Below are 16,319 nucleotides of genomic sequence, written 5' to 3' on the forward strand. Positions count from 1 at the left end.
TGACATGAACGAGGAATCGACCCGCCTGAAGGCTCTGCAGACGCAGCAGCAGCTCGGCATCCAGGCACTCACGATCGCTAACACCAACTCGCAGAACATCCTGTCGCTGTTCCGTTAATCGATCGACCGAACATGACGGGCGATCTTCGCCCGTCACTTCGAAAAGAAGCCGCACATCCCCCGTGGATCCTGCGGCTTTTTCGTTTTGCGCTCCGGTATTCCATGGCCGCCAGGCGTGCCGCATGCCGCCGGCATTCGTTCCATGGGTGACGGTACGCATCTTAACGCTTCGTCCATCTTCCCTTATTTTTGTTCACCTTTGTTACCGACTTCCTAACGGCATTAACCATTTGTTAACTATGAGATCGTTACATCTTGGTTAAGAGCGAAGGGTCGCCTCCAGGGCAAAACAGGGGCGATTCGCATGATGCCAGTCCCATCGCTGCCGGTAACACTCCGGAATGTCCTTAGGAATTCATTCGGGACAGGTGACCAATGACAAGCATCATGACCAACACCGCCGCCATGGCGGCTCTCCAGACATTGCGTTCGATCAACTCCGACATGGCGGAAGTCCAGGACCGCATCTCCTCGGGCTACCGCGTGCAGACGGCTGCCGACAACGCCGCCTATTGGTCGATCGCGACCACCATGCGCTCCGACAATGCCGCGCTCTCCACCGTTCAGGACGCCCTCGGCCTCGGCGCCGCCAAGATCGACACGGCCTATGCGGCAATGAATTCGTCGATCGAGGTCGTCAGCGCGATCAAGAGCAAGCTCGTCGCGGCGAGTGAGCCGGGCGTCGACAAGCTGAAGATCGACAAGGAAATCACCGAGCTCAAGAACCAGCTTATCTCGGCCGCCCAGTCCGCATCCTTCTCCAGCGAAAACTGGCTCTACAACGCCGCCACAGCTCCGGTCGGCACGAAGTCCGTCGTGGCCTCGTTCAACCGTGACGCCAACGGCAATGTGTCGGTCACGACGCTCGACTTCGACACCTCGCAGTCGATGCTGATCGACAAGCAGAATGCGAGCCGAGGCATCCTGACCAGGAACTATGACGCCTCCCAGCTCACCTCTCCGCCCGGCACGGCGGGCGCGCGCCTGTACCACCTGATCGGCGCACCGGCGACGACGCCAATCGGTACGACGGCGGAAGTCAAGCTGACCGCATCGACGACGCCTGCCGAAATGGCCGATATGATCAGCGTCGTCGAACGTATCCTCAACCAGCTGACGGACGCCGGCTCCACGCTCGGCGCCATCACCAAGCGCATCGAGTTGCAGGAGGGCTTCATCGCCAACCTGATGGATACGATCGACAAGGGCGTCGGTCGTCTCGTCGATGCCGACATGAACGAGGAATCGACACGGCTGAAGGCGCTGCAGACGCAGCAGCAACTGGGCATCCAGGCGCTCTCGATCGCCAACACCAATTCCGAAAACATCCTGCGCCTGTTCCAGCAGTAAGGCGCAGCGGAGGACAGCGGCCGGAAGCGGCCGCCGATCCGCCAAACTGAGCCCATCACCCCGCATGCGGGTAACGGCACTTTGAGTTCTGCCACGTCGTCGGTCACGGCACCCGGTGGAAACGGTTGGACCGCGCTAATTGCCCTGGCGCGGTCCAACACATTCATTTTCGCACAAGTTTGACCGAATAGCCTTCCCTCGCAGTCCTGTCGGATGACTGCCGGCCAAAATGACCTTTGCGCCGCCGCCTGCATCAGATCGCTCCGGGAACAACCGACCCCCGGATCACGCTGATGTACGTCAAGAATGCTGGGTCTGCCGTATCCGACGGTCGGGCCCGAGGGAGACATGTCAGCAGTGCCAGGAGCAATGGAAGTCCGCGCCAGGGAGCGCCGCCTCTCAAGCAGATGGGGATCGCCGCATTGCCGCAGGTCCGCTGCAGGGGGCCGGCCATGAGTGCAATGCTCTCCCGTTATCTCAAGGACTTCAGCGCACCGAAAGTCGAGCTGTCGCTGATGCCGCCGAAATATTTCCCCGATCTGGATACCGACTATGCCGATGGCGAGCGCCTCGGCGCGAGACCAGCCATGCCGGAAATCGATATCGACGCCGAACGCCGGCGCGCCTTCGCCGAAGGGCGGGCCGAGGCGACCGCCGAACTCGTCTTCGAACAGGAAAAGCAGATAGCCGAACTTCAGGCGGCGCACGCGGCCGAACTCGAGGCGCTGACGCGGCGCTTCGAAGAGGAAACCGCGATCCGTCTCGCGCTGCGCATCGACGAAATGACCGAGGGGCTTGCCGTCGCACTCGGCGATCAGGCCGCCCGCGTGCTCGCGCCCGTCATGGGCGATGCCCTCATGCAGCGCGCCGTTGCCGATATGGCGCAGATGCTGCGCCAGGGACTTGTGGCCGGCGAAGGCTGCACCATCGTCGTCAAAGGCCCGGCGTCTCTCTTCGAGGCGCTGAAGCGCCAGCTCGGAGAAGATATGCCGTCCTTGCGGCACGTCGAATCTGACGATGTCGATCTCGCCGTCGAGATGGATGGCACCATCCTCGTGACGCGCATGGCCGCCTGGGCCGATACAGTTCGGAAAGTTCTCGCATGAGCGACGAAAACCACCACAACGGCAAGCACGAGATCATCATCGTCAAGCGCCACAGCGGCAGCCATGATGGTCACCACGGCGGCTCCTGGAAGATCGCCTATGCCGACTTCATGACGGCGATGATGGCCTTCTTCCTCGTGATGTGGCTGATCAATGCCGCCAACGAAGAGACGAAGGCGGCGATCGCTTCCTATTTCAACCCTGTGCAATTGACCGACCAGAAGCCTGCCGAACGTGGCCTGAAGGACCCGGCCAAGGATGCGCAGGGCGAAGAAACGCAGCAGCGTTCGAAGGTTGACGGCGAGCAGGAAAAGTCCGGTGGCTCGGCCAAAACCGGCGATCAGCTGACGGCGACGTCGGGCGAAGAGACGAAGTACTCCGACGCCGACTTCTTCGAAAACCCCTATTCCGTTCTTTCCGAGATTGCCCGCGAGGTCGGCCAGCAGGCCAACATCAGCGTCAAGGGCGAGGGCGGTGCGGCCCAGTCCGGCCCGGCCACCGGCGCCGATGGCGGCGAAGCCTATCGTGACCCGTTCGATCCGGACTTCTGGACCAAGCAGGTCGAAGTGAAGGACGCCGGCAACACGGCCGAAACCGTTGCTGCCCTTGCCGACAAGTCGACGGAGCCCGCAGGCGCGACGCCGGCCGTCAAGAAGTCCGAGGCGGACGCGTCGCAGGAGCCGCATGAAGCGGCCGACAAGCAGGCCGGTGACGGCAAGGACACCGATACGGGAGCTGGCAAGGACCCGGCGGACGCCGCAGCCGGCGAAAAGCCGAAGACCGAGGCCGCCGAGGCCGACGCCAAGGAGCAGGCGGCCGAACTCCAGGCCGAGCTGAAGAAGCAGCTTGCCGGCGAGGCGGGTCAGCTGGCCGAGGGACTTGTCGTGACACCCGCTGAAGGCGGCCTGATGGTGACGATCAGCGAGCGGACCGATGCGCAGATGTTTGCCGTCGGCTCGGCCGTGCCGCAGAAGGAACTGGTACTGGCGATGGAAAAGATCGGCCATCTGCTGGCTGAGCGTCAGGGCGCGGTTGCAATCCGCGGCCATACCGACGGCCGTCCCTTCAAGGATGGCACTTATGATAACTGGCGCCTCTCCGCCGCCCGCGCCCAGAGCGCCTATTACATGCTCGTCCGCGGTGGCCTGAAGGAAGATCGCGTCAGCCAGATCAGCGGCTTCGCCGACCGGCGGCTGCAGATCCCCGGCGATCCCTACGCCCCGGGCAACCGCCGCATCGAGATCCTCTTGCAATCGGCTCCGGGTTAAGCACCATGCTGAGACGCCTGCGAACCGCTCTGATGGCCTGCTGTGTGCTGGCGACCCCCGTTTTAACCGGAGGTGCCAGGGCGAACGATATCGAGGAGCTCGCACCCTTCAAGATGATCCGGTCGCTGCAATATGTGCAGGACTCGGTCGTCCTTGGCGACCATTCGGCGATCGAAATGCAGCGCTTCATGCTGGGCGCCATCGACAAGCGCCTGCGTGCGGCCGACGCGGCGGTCTTCCGTGATCCGCGCAACGTCGATGCGGCGCTGGTCTATGCCATGAGCGGCGGCAATCCGGAGACGCTGAAGTACCTTGCGGATCACGATGTGGCCGGGAACTTCGATTCCCGCGTCACCGAGGCGCTGACGCAATATCTGAATGGCAAGGGCGGCCTGATCGTCGAGAGCCTGTCCAAGGCCGCGCCTGAGTACCGCAGCGCCCGCATCGGCCCTTATCTCTACCTCATCCTCGGCAACGCGACGTCGCAGCAGGATCCTGTGGGCGCGATGAAGTACTACGACTGGGCCCGTCTCGCGGCCCCGGGTACGATCATCGAAGAGGCTGCCCTGCGTCGCTCGGTTTTCCTCGCGGTTCAGGCGGGCGACGCGGACAAGGGCTTCCGCTATGCGTTGACCTATGCCCGCCGCTACCTGACCTCCCCCTATGCCAGCCAGTTCGCGGATGTCTTCGTCGAACTCGCCGTCGCCCATTTCGATGGCGGGGCGCAGGGGCGAATTTCGGAGATCCTGGGTTTCATGGACGCGCCGCGCCAGCGCGAAGTCTTCCTTCGCGTCGCCCGCCGCGCGGCGATCGCCGGCAAGCAAGAACTCGCAAAGCTCGCGTCTGAACGCGCCGAGGCGCTCGGCGCAGACGGCGCGCCGCAGCCGAAACTGCTTGCCAGCTTCTATGCCGGATTGGCCTCGGTGCCTTCCAATGACGTGTTTGCCGCGACGGCGAGCCTGGCGGCGATATCGGATGCGGAGCTTTCGCCGCGCGACCGCGCCTTGCGCGACGCTGCAAAGGCGGTTGCGGACGCCGTCGTCCGGCCACCTGTCGGTGAAAGCCTCACGCAAGCGATTGCGTCTAAACCCGATAGACCGGTTGAGGCGAACGCGTCGGCCGCAAGCGAGGAAACTGGCAGCGGCATGAGCCCCTTTGGAAGCGGGCAGACCCCGGCGGTTGCGCCGGAGACCGTGGCCGCATCCGGCGCTGACGAGGTGGCGGACCCGAAGCACGATGGCTTCGTGGCGAAAGGACGATCGAAGATCGAAGAGATCGACGCTCTCCTGAAGGGAGAAGACAAATGAGGGCTGAGGACACCCTGCGCATGCCTCCGACACCTGTCGGAACGGGAAGCGGACGAGCGGGCGGCAAGGAGCAGGCCGGTGGTGCATCGGCCGGCGCGTTTGAAGATGCCGTGGCCAATGCCGGGCGGCAAAGAAACAACGACCAGCCGGGTTCAGGCAAAGGCGGCAACGACGCCGCTGCTGGCAGCGACGCGGAGGCGGGAGCCTTGATCGACAAGGACAATATTGCCAAGGCCGCGGGCAGGGCCCTGACACGCAGCATCAGCCTTGGTCGCAACGACCAGTTCGACGAACACGCGCTGCGCGACCATTTCCAGGCGGCCGAGCACGGCGTTGGCGGCAAACGTGCCGTCGACAAGACCGATCCGGCCAAATCGGCTGCCGTGTCCGATGATCTGGCTCAAGTGGAGGCCGATGAAGACCTCGCCAAGCGCATTGCCACCTTGACGAAAGGCATTGGCAAAGCGCCGGCAGATGGCGCCTCGGTCGATGGCGACGTCAGCGCCGGCGGCGAGGGCGCAGAAGCCAAGCATACACCGACAGCGATGGACGATCTGCTGACGCTGCTGGGCGGTGCCCAGGCGACGCAGCCTCAGGGACAGACGGCGGCCGCGCGCCAGGCAGCGGATGGCCAGATTGAAGGCGCGGCGCCCGTTGCCGGTGGCAGCGAGCATGGCGCGAAAGCCGAGGCACAGGCGGGCGAGAACGACCCCGACCGGCTCTTCCGCTTCGCCCGGGCTGACGGCAAGGGACAGGCCGTTTCCATGAGTCTCTCGAAGGACGGTGATGCGGCGTTCGACGCTGCCCGCTCGCAAGGCTCCGCCAAGGTCGAGAATGTCACCGTGCTCGAGGCCCGGCGTTATCTCGGCATCTCGATGAGCCCGAACACCAGCGCCGTGGCAGACGCCATCGCCGGTGAGGCCACCACTTCCCTGCAGCCAAGTGCTGCACTCGGTCAGCCGGGCGCGTGGACGCAGGCCGGCAAAACGCTCAACACCCTGAAGATCCAGCTTCACCCGATCGAGCTTGGCCTCGTCACGGCCACGCTGCGCCTGAAGGATGACGAACTGCAGGTCGAGCTGAAGGTCGAGAACGGCGACGCCTTCCGGCAGTTGCGCGACGACCAGAACGACTTGGTCAAGGCGCTGCGCGCTCAGGGCTTTGCGGTCGATCAGGTGAACATCGTGTTCAACTCCGGCGGCGACACGTCGTCCGGCGGCGGGTCGCAGGCGCAGGCGCAAGCCCAGGCCGGGCAGCAGGGCCGAGAACGCGCCGATGGCAACGGCCAGGGACGACAGCAGCGACAGGACGACAGCCAGTCTTCGGCGGCGGAAAGGTGGGTTGGCAATGGCGGGACGGACGATGCGGCTGCCGGCACTGAGCGCTCTCGTACTGGTCACGTCTACATGTAGTGCTTTTGCCAGCGCGGACGCAGGCGTCTGCGAGCGCGAGATCATCAGCGCAGCGGCGAAGTACGATATCCCGGCCGGGATCCTCTATTCGGTCGGGCTGACCGAAACCGGCCGCAAGGGATCGCTTCAACCCTACGCGATGAACATCGAAGGCAAGGCCTATTTCGGTAGCAGCGAGCAGGACGTTCTGACCCAGTTCGGCAACGCGCGGGCACAGGGTGCCAAGCTCATCGATCTCGGCTGCATGCAGATCAACTATTACTTCCATGGCGAGCATTTCAGCTCGCCGCAGGAGATGCTTGACCCGCGCAAGAATGTCGAATATGCCGCGCGCTTCCTGGCCAATCTCCATGCGAGGCACGAGACCTGGACAATGGCCGTTGCGCGCTATCACGCAGGCCCGAACAACGACCCGGCGCAGAAGAAATATGTCTGCCGGGTGATCGCGAATCTCGTCGCGACCGGCTACGGCAAGTGGACGCCGAACGCCACGCAGTTTTGCCAATAAGCAACCATCAATTGTATTAGCATCCCATTTGCCGCATTGTGGCGACAATGCGCGGACAATGTGACCGCAAGCGATTTGTCGTAGTCCGTTAACTTTTCCACATTATTTTAGTGCCGCCTTGAGGCGGGTGCTACTAGATATAGATCAAATCGGCGAAACATGGTTAATCAATTATTAATTCCACCCAGTAACTTCCTCTAGTTGTTCATGAATCCCTCGATTCGTACCTCTCAATCAGTGCGGAGCCATACTGATTCGGAGGCGGGCGAATGATCGTAGTGGTTGATGAAAGAGAGCTGGTGAAGGACGGGTATACGTCCCTCTTCGGACGTGAAGGTATTCCCTCGACGGGTTTCGATCCCAGGGAGTTTGGAGAGTGGGTAAACGCGGCTGCCGATTCGGATATAGATGCCGTGGAAGCGTTCCTGATCGGGCAGGGCGACACCACCTTCACGCTGCCGCGGGCCATCCGCGATCGCTCGATGGCACCGGTCATCGCGATGAGCGACACGCCGTCCCTCGAAAACACGCTTGCACTCTTTGATTGCGGCGTCGACGACGTTGTGCGCAAGCCTATCCACCCCCGCGAAATCCTTGCCCGCGTCGCCGCGATCCGCCGGCGCCTGAAGGCGATCGCCAACTTTACCGACATTGGTCCGATCCGCGTTTTTGCCGACGGCCGTGATCCGGAAATCAACGGCGATGTCTTCGCCCTGCCGCGCCGCGAGCGCCGCATTCTCGAATATTTGGTCGCAAACCGCGGCCGTCGCGTCTCCAAGTCGCAGATCTTCAACGCGATCTACGGGATCTTCGACGAGGACGTCGAGGAAAACGTCGTCGAAAGCCACATCAGCAAACTGCGCAAGAAACTGCGCAAGAAGCTCGGTTTCGACCCGATCGATTCGAAGCGTTTCCTTGGCTACTGCATCGACTGGAACTGAGCGCCACGCCGATGGGCGGGCACTGAACCAAGACAGGTTCACGCAAGGCCCGCTTCCTAGTGTCGCCGTAACAAGGAAATGAGGATCCGATATGAGTCTCTATGGCAGCATGAGAACGGGTGTGTCCGGTATGAACGCCCAGTCGAACCGTCTGGGCACGGTCGCCGAAAACATCGCGAACGCCAACACGACCGGCTACAAGCGCGCCTCCACTGAGTTCTCGTCGATGATCCTGCCTTCGGGCGGCGGCAACTACAATTCCGGCGGTGTCGAAACGCAGGTGCGCTACAGCATCTCCCAGCAAGGCGGCACCAGCTATACGACGTCGGCGAGCGACCTTGCGATCAACGGCGGCGGCTTCTTCATCGTTTCGGGCAATGGCGGTGAGAACTTCCTGACGCGTGCCGGCTCCTTCGTTCCGGACAAGAACGGCAACCTCGTCAACACCGCCGGCTTCACGCTGATGGGCTACGAGTACAAGGCCGGCGTCGATCCGACCGTCGTCGTAAACGGTTTTGACGGCCTGGTACCGGTCCAGCTCAAGGACGAGGGCCTGGTCGCCGCCGGCTCGACCAAGGGTACGATGGAAGCAAACCTGCCGTCGGGCGCGGCCGTCAACGATCAATCGAAGACCTCGATGGTTGTTTACGACAGCCAGGGCAACACCCGCATCCTCGATTTCACCTACACCAAGACAGGTCCGAACGCCTGGGGCCTGAGCGTCGTCGATCGCACATCGGGCACTACAGTCGGTACCCAGACCATGACGTTCGACGCGGCCGGCAAGCGCATCGGCGCCGTCCCCGCGACGCTGACGACGACGGCCATCAACAACCTGCCCGGTACCGGCGCCAACCTTGGTGCGATCACGATCGACACCTCCAAGACCACGCAGCTCGGTGGAGACTTCAGCAGCACCGGCGGTGGCATCGACGGCAGCAAGCCGAGCAAGATGTCGGGCTTCGAGATCGACAAGGAAGGCATCGTTTACGTCAAGTATGGCGACGGCAACCTCATCCCCAAGTTCCGGATCGCCCTTGCGACCGTCCAGAGCCCGGACAAGCTGCAGCCGCAGTCCGGCAACGTCTACTCGCAAGGGGCGGATTCAGGCGTTATTGTCACCGGTTTTGCCGGCTCTGGCGCTTTCGGCAACATCCAGTCCAAGGCACTCGAAAACTCCAACGTCGATATCGCCAACGAGCTGACCTCGATGATCGAGGCGCAGCGTAACTACACGGCAAACTCCAAGGTGTTCCAGACCGCCTCGGACCTGCTTGACGTGCTTGTCAACCTGAAACGGTAATTGAAAGAGATACGGTCCGCGTCATGTCGCTGTCCTCCGCAATATCCATCGCACAGCAGGCCTTCAGCAACACGGCGCAACAGACCGCGATCGTGTCGAAGAACATCGCGAATGCGGGCAATGCGGATTATTCGCGTCGCCTTGCCCTCTTGGGCAGCACCGGCAACGGCGCGCAGGTCGTATCCATCTACCGGGCACAGAACGAGGCGCTGCTCAAGCAGAGCATCGCCAGCATCGGCGAAGCCTCCGGCCAGGCGCGGCTTCGCGATGGCCTGGAACTCCTGAAATCGGCTCTCGGCGGTAACAACTACGAGACTGCGCCGTCAAAGCTGCTGTCGGAGTTTCGCAACAGCCTGCAGACGCTGGCCTCGACCCCGGGCAACAAGACGATTGCGGCGGCAGCGGTCACCAGCGCCCAGGACCTTGCCGATTCCCTGAACAAGACCTCTGCCACCGTGCAGAACATGCGCGAAGATGCCGACAAGGAAATCGCTCTTGAGGTCGACAAGCTGAACAGCCTGCTTGCGGACTTCGAGCGGGTGAACAACGAGGTCAAGTCGGCGACTGCATCCGGTGGCGATGCGAACGATGCGCTTGACCAGCGCGACAAGATCCTGAAGCAGATTTCGGAGATCGTCGGCATCTCCACCGTTACGCGCGGCAACAACGATACGGTGATCTTCACCACCGACGGCACGGTGCTTTTCGAGAACATTCCGCGCCAGGTGACGTTCGCGCCGACAACGACCTATGACGCCACCGTCACCGGCAACAAGATCTTCGTCGACGGCGTACCGATCGCCCCCGGAAGTGGCGCAGATACGACCGCCAAGGGCAAGCTTGCGAGCCTCGTGCAGCTGCGCGACGACATTGGGCCGAAGTTCCAGTCGCAGCTGGACGAGATCGCCCGTGGTCTCGTCGAGCTTTTCAAGGAAGGCAACCCCAGCGGGGTGCCGCCGGTTCCCTACCAGCCGGGCCTCTTTACCTGGGGAAGCGCGGGTGTGCCGGCTGCCGGCACCGTCGTTCCCGGACTGGCATCGAAGATCACTGTCAACGCTCTGGCCAAGGCCAACCCGCTTCTTTTGCGTGACGGCGGCTTCAACGGCGTTGTGTCGAACCCTGGCGGTGCGGCAAATCCGAGCCCCGGTTACACGGGCCTTCTCGACGGCTTCATCAACAAGATGGGCGAGAACATGACGTTCGACCCGTCGACCGGTCTCGACGGAACCAGCAGCCTGCTGAACTTCGCGACCGGGTCGGTCGGCTGGCTGGAGCAGACCCGAAAGACGGCATCGACCGCCGACGACAACAAGCGCGCTATGCTGTCGCGCACCCAGGAAGCGCTCAGCAAGCAGACCGGGGTCAGCATTGACGAGGAACTGTCGCTGCTGCTCGATCTCGAACAATCCTACAAAGCATCGGCCAAGCTGGTGAGTACCGTGGACGCCATGATGGCGGCCTTGATGGAAGCTGTGAGGTAATCATGAAGACGTCCTACGTTTCTAATCTGGCGATCCAGACCGCCATGCGCATGACGATTCAGCAGAACCAGATGGATCTGCTGAAGGCGACCCAGGAGCAGACGACGGGTCGGCACTACGACGTCGGCTTGACGCTTGGTGCGACGGCGTCGCGCTCGCTCAACCTTCAGCGCGAGATCGACCGGCTGAACTCGATGAAGAGCACCAACTCGGTCGTAACCCAGCGCCTCTCGGGCTCGCAGGGTGCGCTGGAAACGATGGCGAAAGCGGCCGAAAAGGTGCGCGACACGCTCGTTACCTACAAGGGCAACGATGCCGCGAGCCAGCTTAAGATCCAGAAGACCGAGATCTTGGGCGCGCTGCAGACCTTCACTGCCGCCGCAAACACGTCCTTCAACGGCGAGTTCCTGTTTTCGGGCATCAATACCGACGCCAAGCCTCTCGCCGACTACACCGCTACGTCGGCGGCAAAGACTGCCTTCGACGCTGCGTTTACGGCGTTCAAGACCGCCAACAGCATCACGTCCGACGACCAGATCACCGTCACCCAGATGCAGGACTTCATCAAGAATACGGTCGAGCCGATGTTCACCGGTACGGGCTGGGATGCAAATTGGTCGGACGCATCCAGCCAGAACATGACGAGCCGGATCAGCGCCAGCGAAGTCATCGAAAGCTCGACCAACGCCAATACCAACGGCTTCCGCATGTTTGCCATGGCAAGCGTAATCACGGCCGAGCTGATGGACAAGAACGTGACCCCCGAGGTGCGGGCGGCGATCGGTGTCGAGGCGTTGCAGTATGCAGAGCAGGGCATCGCCGGCCTCAATGCAGAGCGCAGCCAGCTCGGTATTTCGGAATCGCGGGTGAAGAAGGCGAACACCTCGATCGACGCGCAGCTCAAGCTGGTCAACACGCATGTCGCCGACCTCGAAGGCATCGATCCGATCGAGACATCGACCCGGATCAACACGCTCAAGGTGCAGTTGGAAACGTCCTATACACTAACGTCGCGACTACAGCAGATGAGCTTGCTCAATTTCCTCTAGTGTGAGGAGCCGGACAAACATGAAGGATGTCTGAATGTACCAATTTTCCTATGCCGAGATCATGGAGGACGGCGTCGCCGACTCCAAGAATCGAGAACGGCAGGTACTCGATCGCTCGATCGCGCTCATGGAAGCAGCGAAACAGCAGAAAGGGTATTCGAGAGAGGCCATCGAGGCCATCTACTTTACCCGGCGCCTGTGGATCCGTTTCATCGAGGATCTGCGTGCACCGGAGAACCAGCTGAACGAAGAGCTGCGCGCCAATCTGATTTCGATCGCCATCTGGATACTCAACGAGACGGAAAAGATCCGCAAACGCGAATCCTCCAACTTCCAGGGCATAATTGACATTACCACCATCATCAGGGATGGACTGAAATGAAGAGCACACTGCGTATCTCGCTGAAGTCGGGCGAACGGATTTTTGTAAACGGCGCGGTGCTGCGCGTGGACCGGAAGGTCGCGGTCGAGTTCCTGAACGATGTGACGTTCCTGCTCGAAAACCACGTGCTGCAGCCCGAAGACGCAACGACGCCGCTGAAGCAGCTCTATTTCATCGCGCAGATGATCCTCATCAATCCGGAAGGCGCCGAGCAGTCGACCGCGATGTTCCGCAAGTCGATCGTCATGCTGCTCAACTGCTTCAAGAACGAAGAGATCCTCGCCGAACTGAAGCGCGTCGACGGGCTGGTGACCAACGGCCGCGCCTTCGAAGCGCTCAAGGCGATCCGCGGCCTCTATGCCATCGAAGACCGCATTCTCAACACGCAGGAAATCACGCCGGCAACAGTCGAGCAGATTCGCAAGGAGATCGCACCATGGCGGTAAGCGGCGTCAGCAACAACGGCTACACCCCGAATGTTTCGGCCCAGGATTCGGGCGGCGACGCCGCCAAGGCATCGCTCAACTACGAGAGCTTCCTGAAGCTGCTCGTCGCCCAGATGAAGAATCAGGATCCGACGCAGCCGATGGATGCGACGCAGCAGATCGCCCAGCTTGCGACCTTCTCGCAGGTGGAGCAGACGATCAAGACCAACAAGAACCTTGAAAGCCTGCTGCAGCGCACGTCGCTGAGCGAGGCGGACGCCGTCATCGGGCGCACCGTCACCAGCGAAGACGGCAAGACCACTGGCGTGGTTAAGGAAGTGAAACTATACTCTGACGGAATCATTGCGGTGCTGGATAACGGCAAGGAGCTTGTTATCGGCCCGGGCGTCAAGGTGAAGTGATAACTCCATGAATGAGGCGGATGCCCTCGATATTGTACAGGCCGCGATCTGGACCGTGATCGTGGCCTCAGGGCCCGCCGTTCTCGCCGCCATGGTTGTCGGCGTCGTCATCGCCTTCATTCAGGCGCTGACCCAGGTCCAGGAAATGACGCTGACATTCGTCCCGAAGATCCTTGCCGTCATGATCACGGTTGCCGTGTCCGCGCCCTTTATCGGCGCCCAGATTTCGATCTTCACCGACATCATCTTCTCGCGGATCCAATCCGGTTTCTGAAGCCGCAGCTTTAAAGCTTGTTCGCATGCAGCGGCATGAAACCCTCGCGCAAGCTTGGGTCGCTATCTCCGTCTCTATAGTGGGGCAGCGCGTGTGAATGCTGCCTTGATCTCATGATGAGACGGAAGAGACATGGCACAGCAAGCAGCGCTGATCATCCCGAAAGTAGCACCGAAGGGCCGGGACGTCGGCTTCGCGCTCGGGATCGTCGCGATCCTGTCGATCCTCTTCCTGCCCATCCCGCCCTTCCTGATCGACATGGGGCTCGCGTTCTCGATCGCCTTTTCCGTGCTGATCCTGATGGTCTCGCTGTGGATCCAGCGTCCGCTCGAGTTCTCCTCGTTCCCGACCATCCTGCTGATCTCGACCATGGTGCGCCTGGCGTTGAACATCGCCACCACCCGAGTCATCCTTTCGCACGGCCACGAGGGCCACGGCGCTGCCGGCGGCGTCATTTCCGGCTTTGCCAGCCTCGTCATGTCCGGCGATTTTGTCATCGGTCTGATCGTCTTCCTGATCCTCATCACCGTGAACTTCATCGTCATCACCAAGGGTGCGACGCGTATCGCCGAAGTCGGCGCGCGCTTCACCCTCGATGCGATCCCCGGCAAGCAGATGTCGATCGACGCCGACCTGTCGGCGGGCCTGATCGACGAGAAGGAAGCCCAGCGCCGCCGCCGCGAACTTGAAGAGGAAAGCTCCTTCTACGGCGCCATGGACGGTGCTTCCAAATTCGTGCGCGGCGATGCGATCGCCGGCCTGATCATCACCGCAATCAACATCTTCGGCGGCATCATCATCGGTTACCTGCGTCATGGCATGCCGATCGGCGAAGCGGCCGACGTTTTCGTCAAGCTGTCGGTCGGCGACGGTCTCGTCTCGCAGATCCCGGCGCTCATCGTCTCGCTCGCCGCCGGCCTTCTGGTGTCGCGCGGCGGCACCGCCGGCTCCACCGACCAGGCGGTCGTCGGGCAGCTCGGCGGCTATCCGAAGGCGCTGATGGTCGCCTCCGGTCTTATCATTCTCCTGGCGGTCGTTCCCGGCCTGCCGTTCCTGCCCTTCGCCGTGCTCGGCGGCGGCATGGCGTTCCTGAGCTGGCTCGTGCCGCGCCAGATCGAGGCTGCCAATGCCGCGCGTCGCGCCGAAGAGGCGGCCAAGGTCCAGCAGACCAAGGAAGGCGAGCAGGATTCGGTCAAGTCGGTGCTGAAGACCGCTGAGATCGAGCTGCTTCTCGGCAAGCAGGTCTCGACCCGCCTGCTTGGCGCACACCAGGAACTCGCCTTCCGCGTGGGCAAGATGCGCCGCAAGTTTGCTGGCCAGTACGGCCTCGTCATTCCCGAGATCAAGGTTTCGGACGACATCAGCATTCCGGACAAGGCCTACCACATCCGCATCCACGGCACGACGATCGCGTCCAACACGGTGCGCGTCGGCGAAGTCCTGGTGGTCACCGGCGGCGGTCGCCGGCCGAGTGTTCCGGGCGACGAGATCCGCGAACCCGCCTTCGGCATGCCGGCGGTCTCGATCCTCGAAACCTTTACCGAGGACCTCAAGCGCGAAGGCTTTCATCCGATCGATAACGTCTCGGTGGTGTTGACGCATTTGAGCGAGGTGATCCGCAACAACCTGCCGCACCTGCTTTCCTATAAGGACGTCAAGGTGCTGATCGAGCGGCTCGATCCGGAGTACCGCAAGCTCGCCGACGAAATCTGCACCTCGCACATGTCCTATTCGGGCCTGCAGGCGGTGTTGAAATTGCTGCTTGCCGAGCGTGTCTCGATCCGCAACCTGCATCTGATCCTTGAAGCGGTCGCCGAACTCGCGCCGCATGTGCGCAAGACTGAGCAGATCGTCGAGCATGTGCGCGTGCGCATGTCGCAGCAGCTTTGCGGCGACCTCGCCGACAACGGCGTCCTGCGCGTGCTCAGGCTCGGCAACAAGTGGGACATGGTCTTCCACCAGGCGCTGAAGCGCGACGCCAAGGGCGAGGTCGTCGAGTTCGACATCGATCCGCGTCACCTCGAAGAGTTCAGCGAGCAGGCGACGAAAGTTATCCGTGAACATCTCGATCGCGGCATGCCCTTCGTGCTGGTAAGTTCGCCCGAATCCCGTTCTTATGTGCGCATGATCATCGAGCGCCTCTTTGCCACCTTGCCCGTGCTCTCGCATGTCGAGCTTGCCAAGGGCCTTGAGATCAAGATCATCGGCTCCATTTCATGATCACCGACCCGGAGGGCACGGTGCTGGCGCTGTTTGCGGCCTTCTGCCGGATCGGCGGCTGCATCATGATCATGCCCGGGTTCTCCAGCGCGCGCGTTCCGATGCAGGTGCGGCTGTTCATTGCAGTCGCGGTTTCCATGGCGATCCTGCCGGTCATGTGGACGGACATCTATCCGCAGGTAACCGGCAAGGGGCACAGCTACATCTACTTGATCGCCGCCGAGACGGCGGTCGGCGCGGTCATGGGCCTTGTCGCCCGCTACTATGTCCTTGGACTGCAGTTCACCGGAACGGCGATCACCATGTTGATGGGCTTTGCCTCGCCGCCATCGTCGGACGTGATCGAAGATACGCCCGAAAACCAGGTGACCAGCTTGATCAGTTTCGCCGGCCTGATGGTGCTGTTCATGCTGGATTTCCATCATGTGATGATCGAGGCGATCGTTCAATCCTATCGGGCCATGCCGATCGGCACTCCCTTCGACCCGCAGGGTGTGCTGATCACGCTCACGGATTCGCTGGCGCAGATCTTCATGATCATGTTGAGACTCGCGAGCCCCTTCATCATCTATGGCCTGCTTTTCAACGTGGCGATCGGCATGGTGAACAAGCTGGCGCCACAGATCCCGATCTACTTCATCTCGCAGCCCTATCTGATCATGGGCGGCTTGTTCCTGCTCTATCTCGGTATCGCTGCGATGCTGCGCCTGTTCGGCGACGGTTTCGCGCTGGTCATGCAGGGAGGATAGCC

At 61.8% G+C, this 16,319-nt stretch carries 17 protein-coding genes; all 17 read left to right on the plus strand.

The window, feature by feature from the left end; genetic code table 11:
- Positions 1–4: 4 nt before the first annotated feature.
- A complete protein-coding gene (locus tag ASE71_RS37605) occupies positions 5–118 on the plus strand; it encodes a flagellin (RefSeq protein ID WP_413814644.1) in 114 nt (37 codons plus the stop codon).
- A 377-nt stretch (positions 119–495) separates the two neighbouring features.
- Positions 496–1,470, plus strand: coding sequence for a flagellin (locus tag ASE71_RS14120; RefSeq protein WP_034800723.1), 975 nt, complete (start codon positions 496–498; stop codon positions 1,468–1,470).
- Between the two features lie 452 nt (positions 1,471–1,922).
- Positions 1,923–2,576, plus strand: a complete 654-nt coding sequence (locus tag ASE71_RS14125; RefSeq protein WP_034801362.1) for a hypothetical protein — start codon at positions 1,923–1,925, stop codon at positions 2,574–2,576.
- The gene (locus ASE71_RS14130) at positions 2,573–3,844 is read left to right on the plus strand and encodes a MotB family protein (protein ID WP_060516531.1); all 1,272 of its coding nucleotides are present in this window, start codon (positions 2,573–2,575) and stop codon (positions 3,842–3,844) included. Before ASE71_RS14125 ends, ASE71_RS14130 begins: the two co-directional genes overlap by 4 nt.
- Positions 3,845–3,849: 5 nt before the next feature.
- Complete coding sequence (gene motC / locus ASE71_RS14135) at positions 3,850–5,151, plus strand: chemotaxis protein MotC (protein ID WP_060516528.1); 1,302 nt, start codon at positions 3,850–3,852, stop codon at positions 5,149–5,151.
- 206 nt (positions 5,152–5,357) lie between these two features.
- On the plus strand, positions 5,358–6,563 hold the full coding sequence (locus ASE71_RS14140) for a flagellar hook-length control protein FliK (RefSeq protein ID WP_244496831.1): 1,206 nt from the start codon (positions 5,358–5,360) through the stop codon (positions 6,561–6,563).
- Positions 6,514–7,071: a transglycosylase SLT domain-containing protein gene (locus ASE71_RS14145; protein ID WP_034800733.1), complete on the plus strand. Its 558-nt coding sequence runs from the start codon at positions 6,514–6,516 to the stop codon at positions 7,069–7,071. Before ASE71_RS14140 ends, ASE71_RS14145 begins: the two co-directional genes overlap by 50 nt.
- 269 nt (positions 7,072–7,340) lie before the next feature.
- On the plus strand, positions 7,341–8,012 hold the full coding sequence (gene rem, locus ASE71_RS14150) for a transcriptional activator Rem (protein WP_034800735.1): 672 nt from the start codon (positions 7,341–7,343) through the stop codon (positions 8,010–8,012).
- Between the two features lie 91 nt (positions 8,013–8,103).
- The gene (locus ASE71_RS14155; RefSeq protein WP_034800738.1) at positions 8,104–9,315 is read left to right on the plus strand and encodes a flagellar hook protein FlgE; all 1,212 of its coding nucleotides are present in this window, start codon (positions 8,104–8,106) and stop codon (positions 9,313–9,315) included.
- Positions 9,316–9,338: 23 nt separating this feature from the next.
- Positions 9,339–10,796, plus strand: a complete 1,458-nt coding sequence (gene flgK / locus ASE71_RS14160) for a flagellar hook-associated protein FlgK (RefSeq protein ID WP_060516524.1) — start codon at positions 9,339–9,341, stop codon at positions 10,794–10,796.
- 2 nt (positions 10,797–10,798) lie between these two features.
- Entirely contained in the window at positions 10,799–11,845 is a 1,047-nt protein-coding gene (locus ASE71_RS14165; protein WP_060516522.1) for a flagellar hook-associated family protein, read from the plus strand.
- A 34-nt stretch (positions 11,846–11,879) separates the two neighbouring features.
- Positions 11,880–12,227 carry a flagellar biosynthesis regulator FlaF gene (flaF, locus tag ASE71_RS14170; protein ID WP_034800744.1) on the plus strand — a complete coding sequence of 116 codons (348 nt, stop codon included), beginning with the start codon at positions 11,880–11,882 and terminating at the stop codon, positions 12,225–12,227.
- Entirely contained in the window at positions 12,224–12,673 is a 450-nt protein-coding gene (flbT, locus tag ASE71_RS14175) for a flagellar biosynthesis repressor FlbT (RefSeq protein ID WP_034800746.1), read from the plus strand. The genes flaF and flbT overlap by 4 nt, the downstream gene beginning before the upstream one ends.
- Complete coding sequence (flgD, locus tag ASE71_RS14180; protein ID WP_034800748.1) at positions 12,664–13,074, plus strand: flagellar hook assembly protein FlgD; 411 nt, start codon at positions 12,664–12,666, stop codon at positions 13,072–13,074. Before flbT ends, flgD begins: the two co-directional genes overlap by 10 nt.
- A 7-nt stretch (positions 13,075–13,081) precedes the next feature.
- Positions 13,082–13,348: a flagellar biosynthesis protein FliQ gene (gene fliQ / locus ASE71_RS14185; RefSeq protein ID WP_034800750.1), complete on the plus strand. Its 267-nt coding sequence runs from the start codon at positions 13,082–13,084 to the stop codon at positions 13,346–13,348.
- A 132-nt stretch (positions 13,349–13,480) separates the two neighbouring features.
- Positions 13,481–15,568: a flagellar biosynthesis protein FlhA gene (gene flhA, locus ASE71_RS14190; protein WP_034800753.1), complete on the plus strand. Its 2,088-nt coding sequence runs from the start codon at positions 13,481–13,483 to the stop codon at positions 15,566–15,568.
- The gene (gene fliR, locus ASE71_RS14195) at positions 15,565–16,317 is read left to right on the plus strand and encodes a flagellar biosynthetic protein FliR (protein WP_034800756.1); all 753 of its coding nucleotides are present in this window, start codon (positions 15,565–15,567) and stop codon (positions 16,315–16,317) included. The genes flhA and fliR overlap by 4 nt, the downstream gene beginning before the upstream one ends.
- Positions 16,318–16,319: the final 2 nt, after the last annotated feature.

The sequence above is a fragment of the Ensifer sp. Root954 genome (assembly GCF_001429005.1).
Taxonomy (GTDB): domain Bacteria; phylum Pseudomonadota; class Alphaproteobacteria; order Rhizobiales; family Rhizobiaceae; genus Ensifer; species Ensifer adhaerens.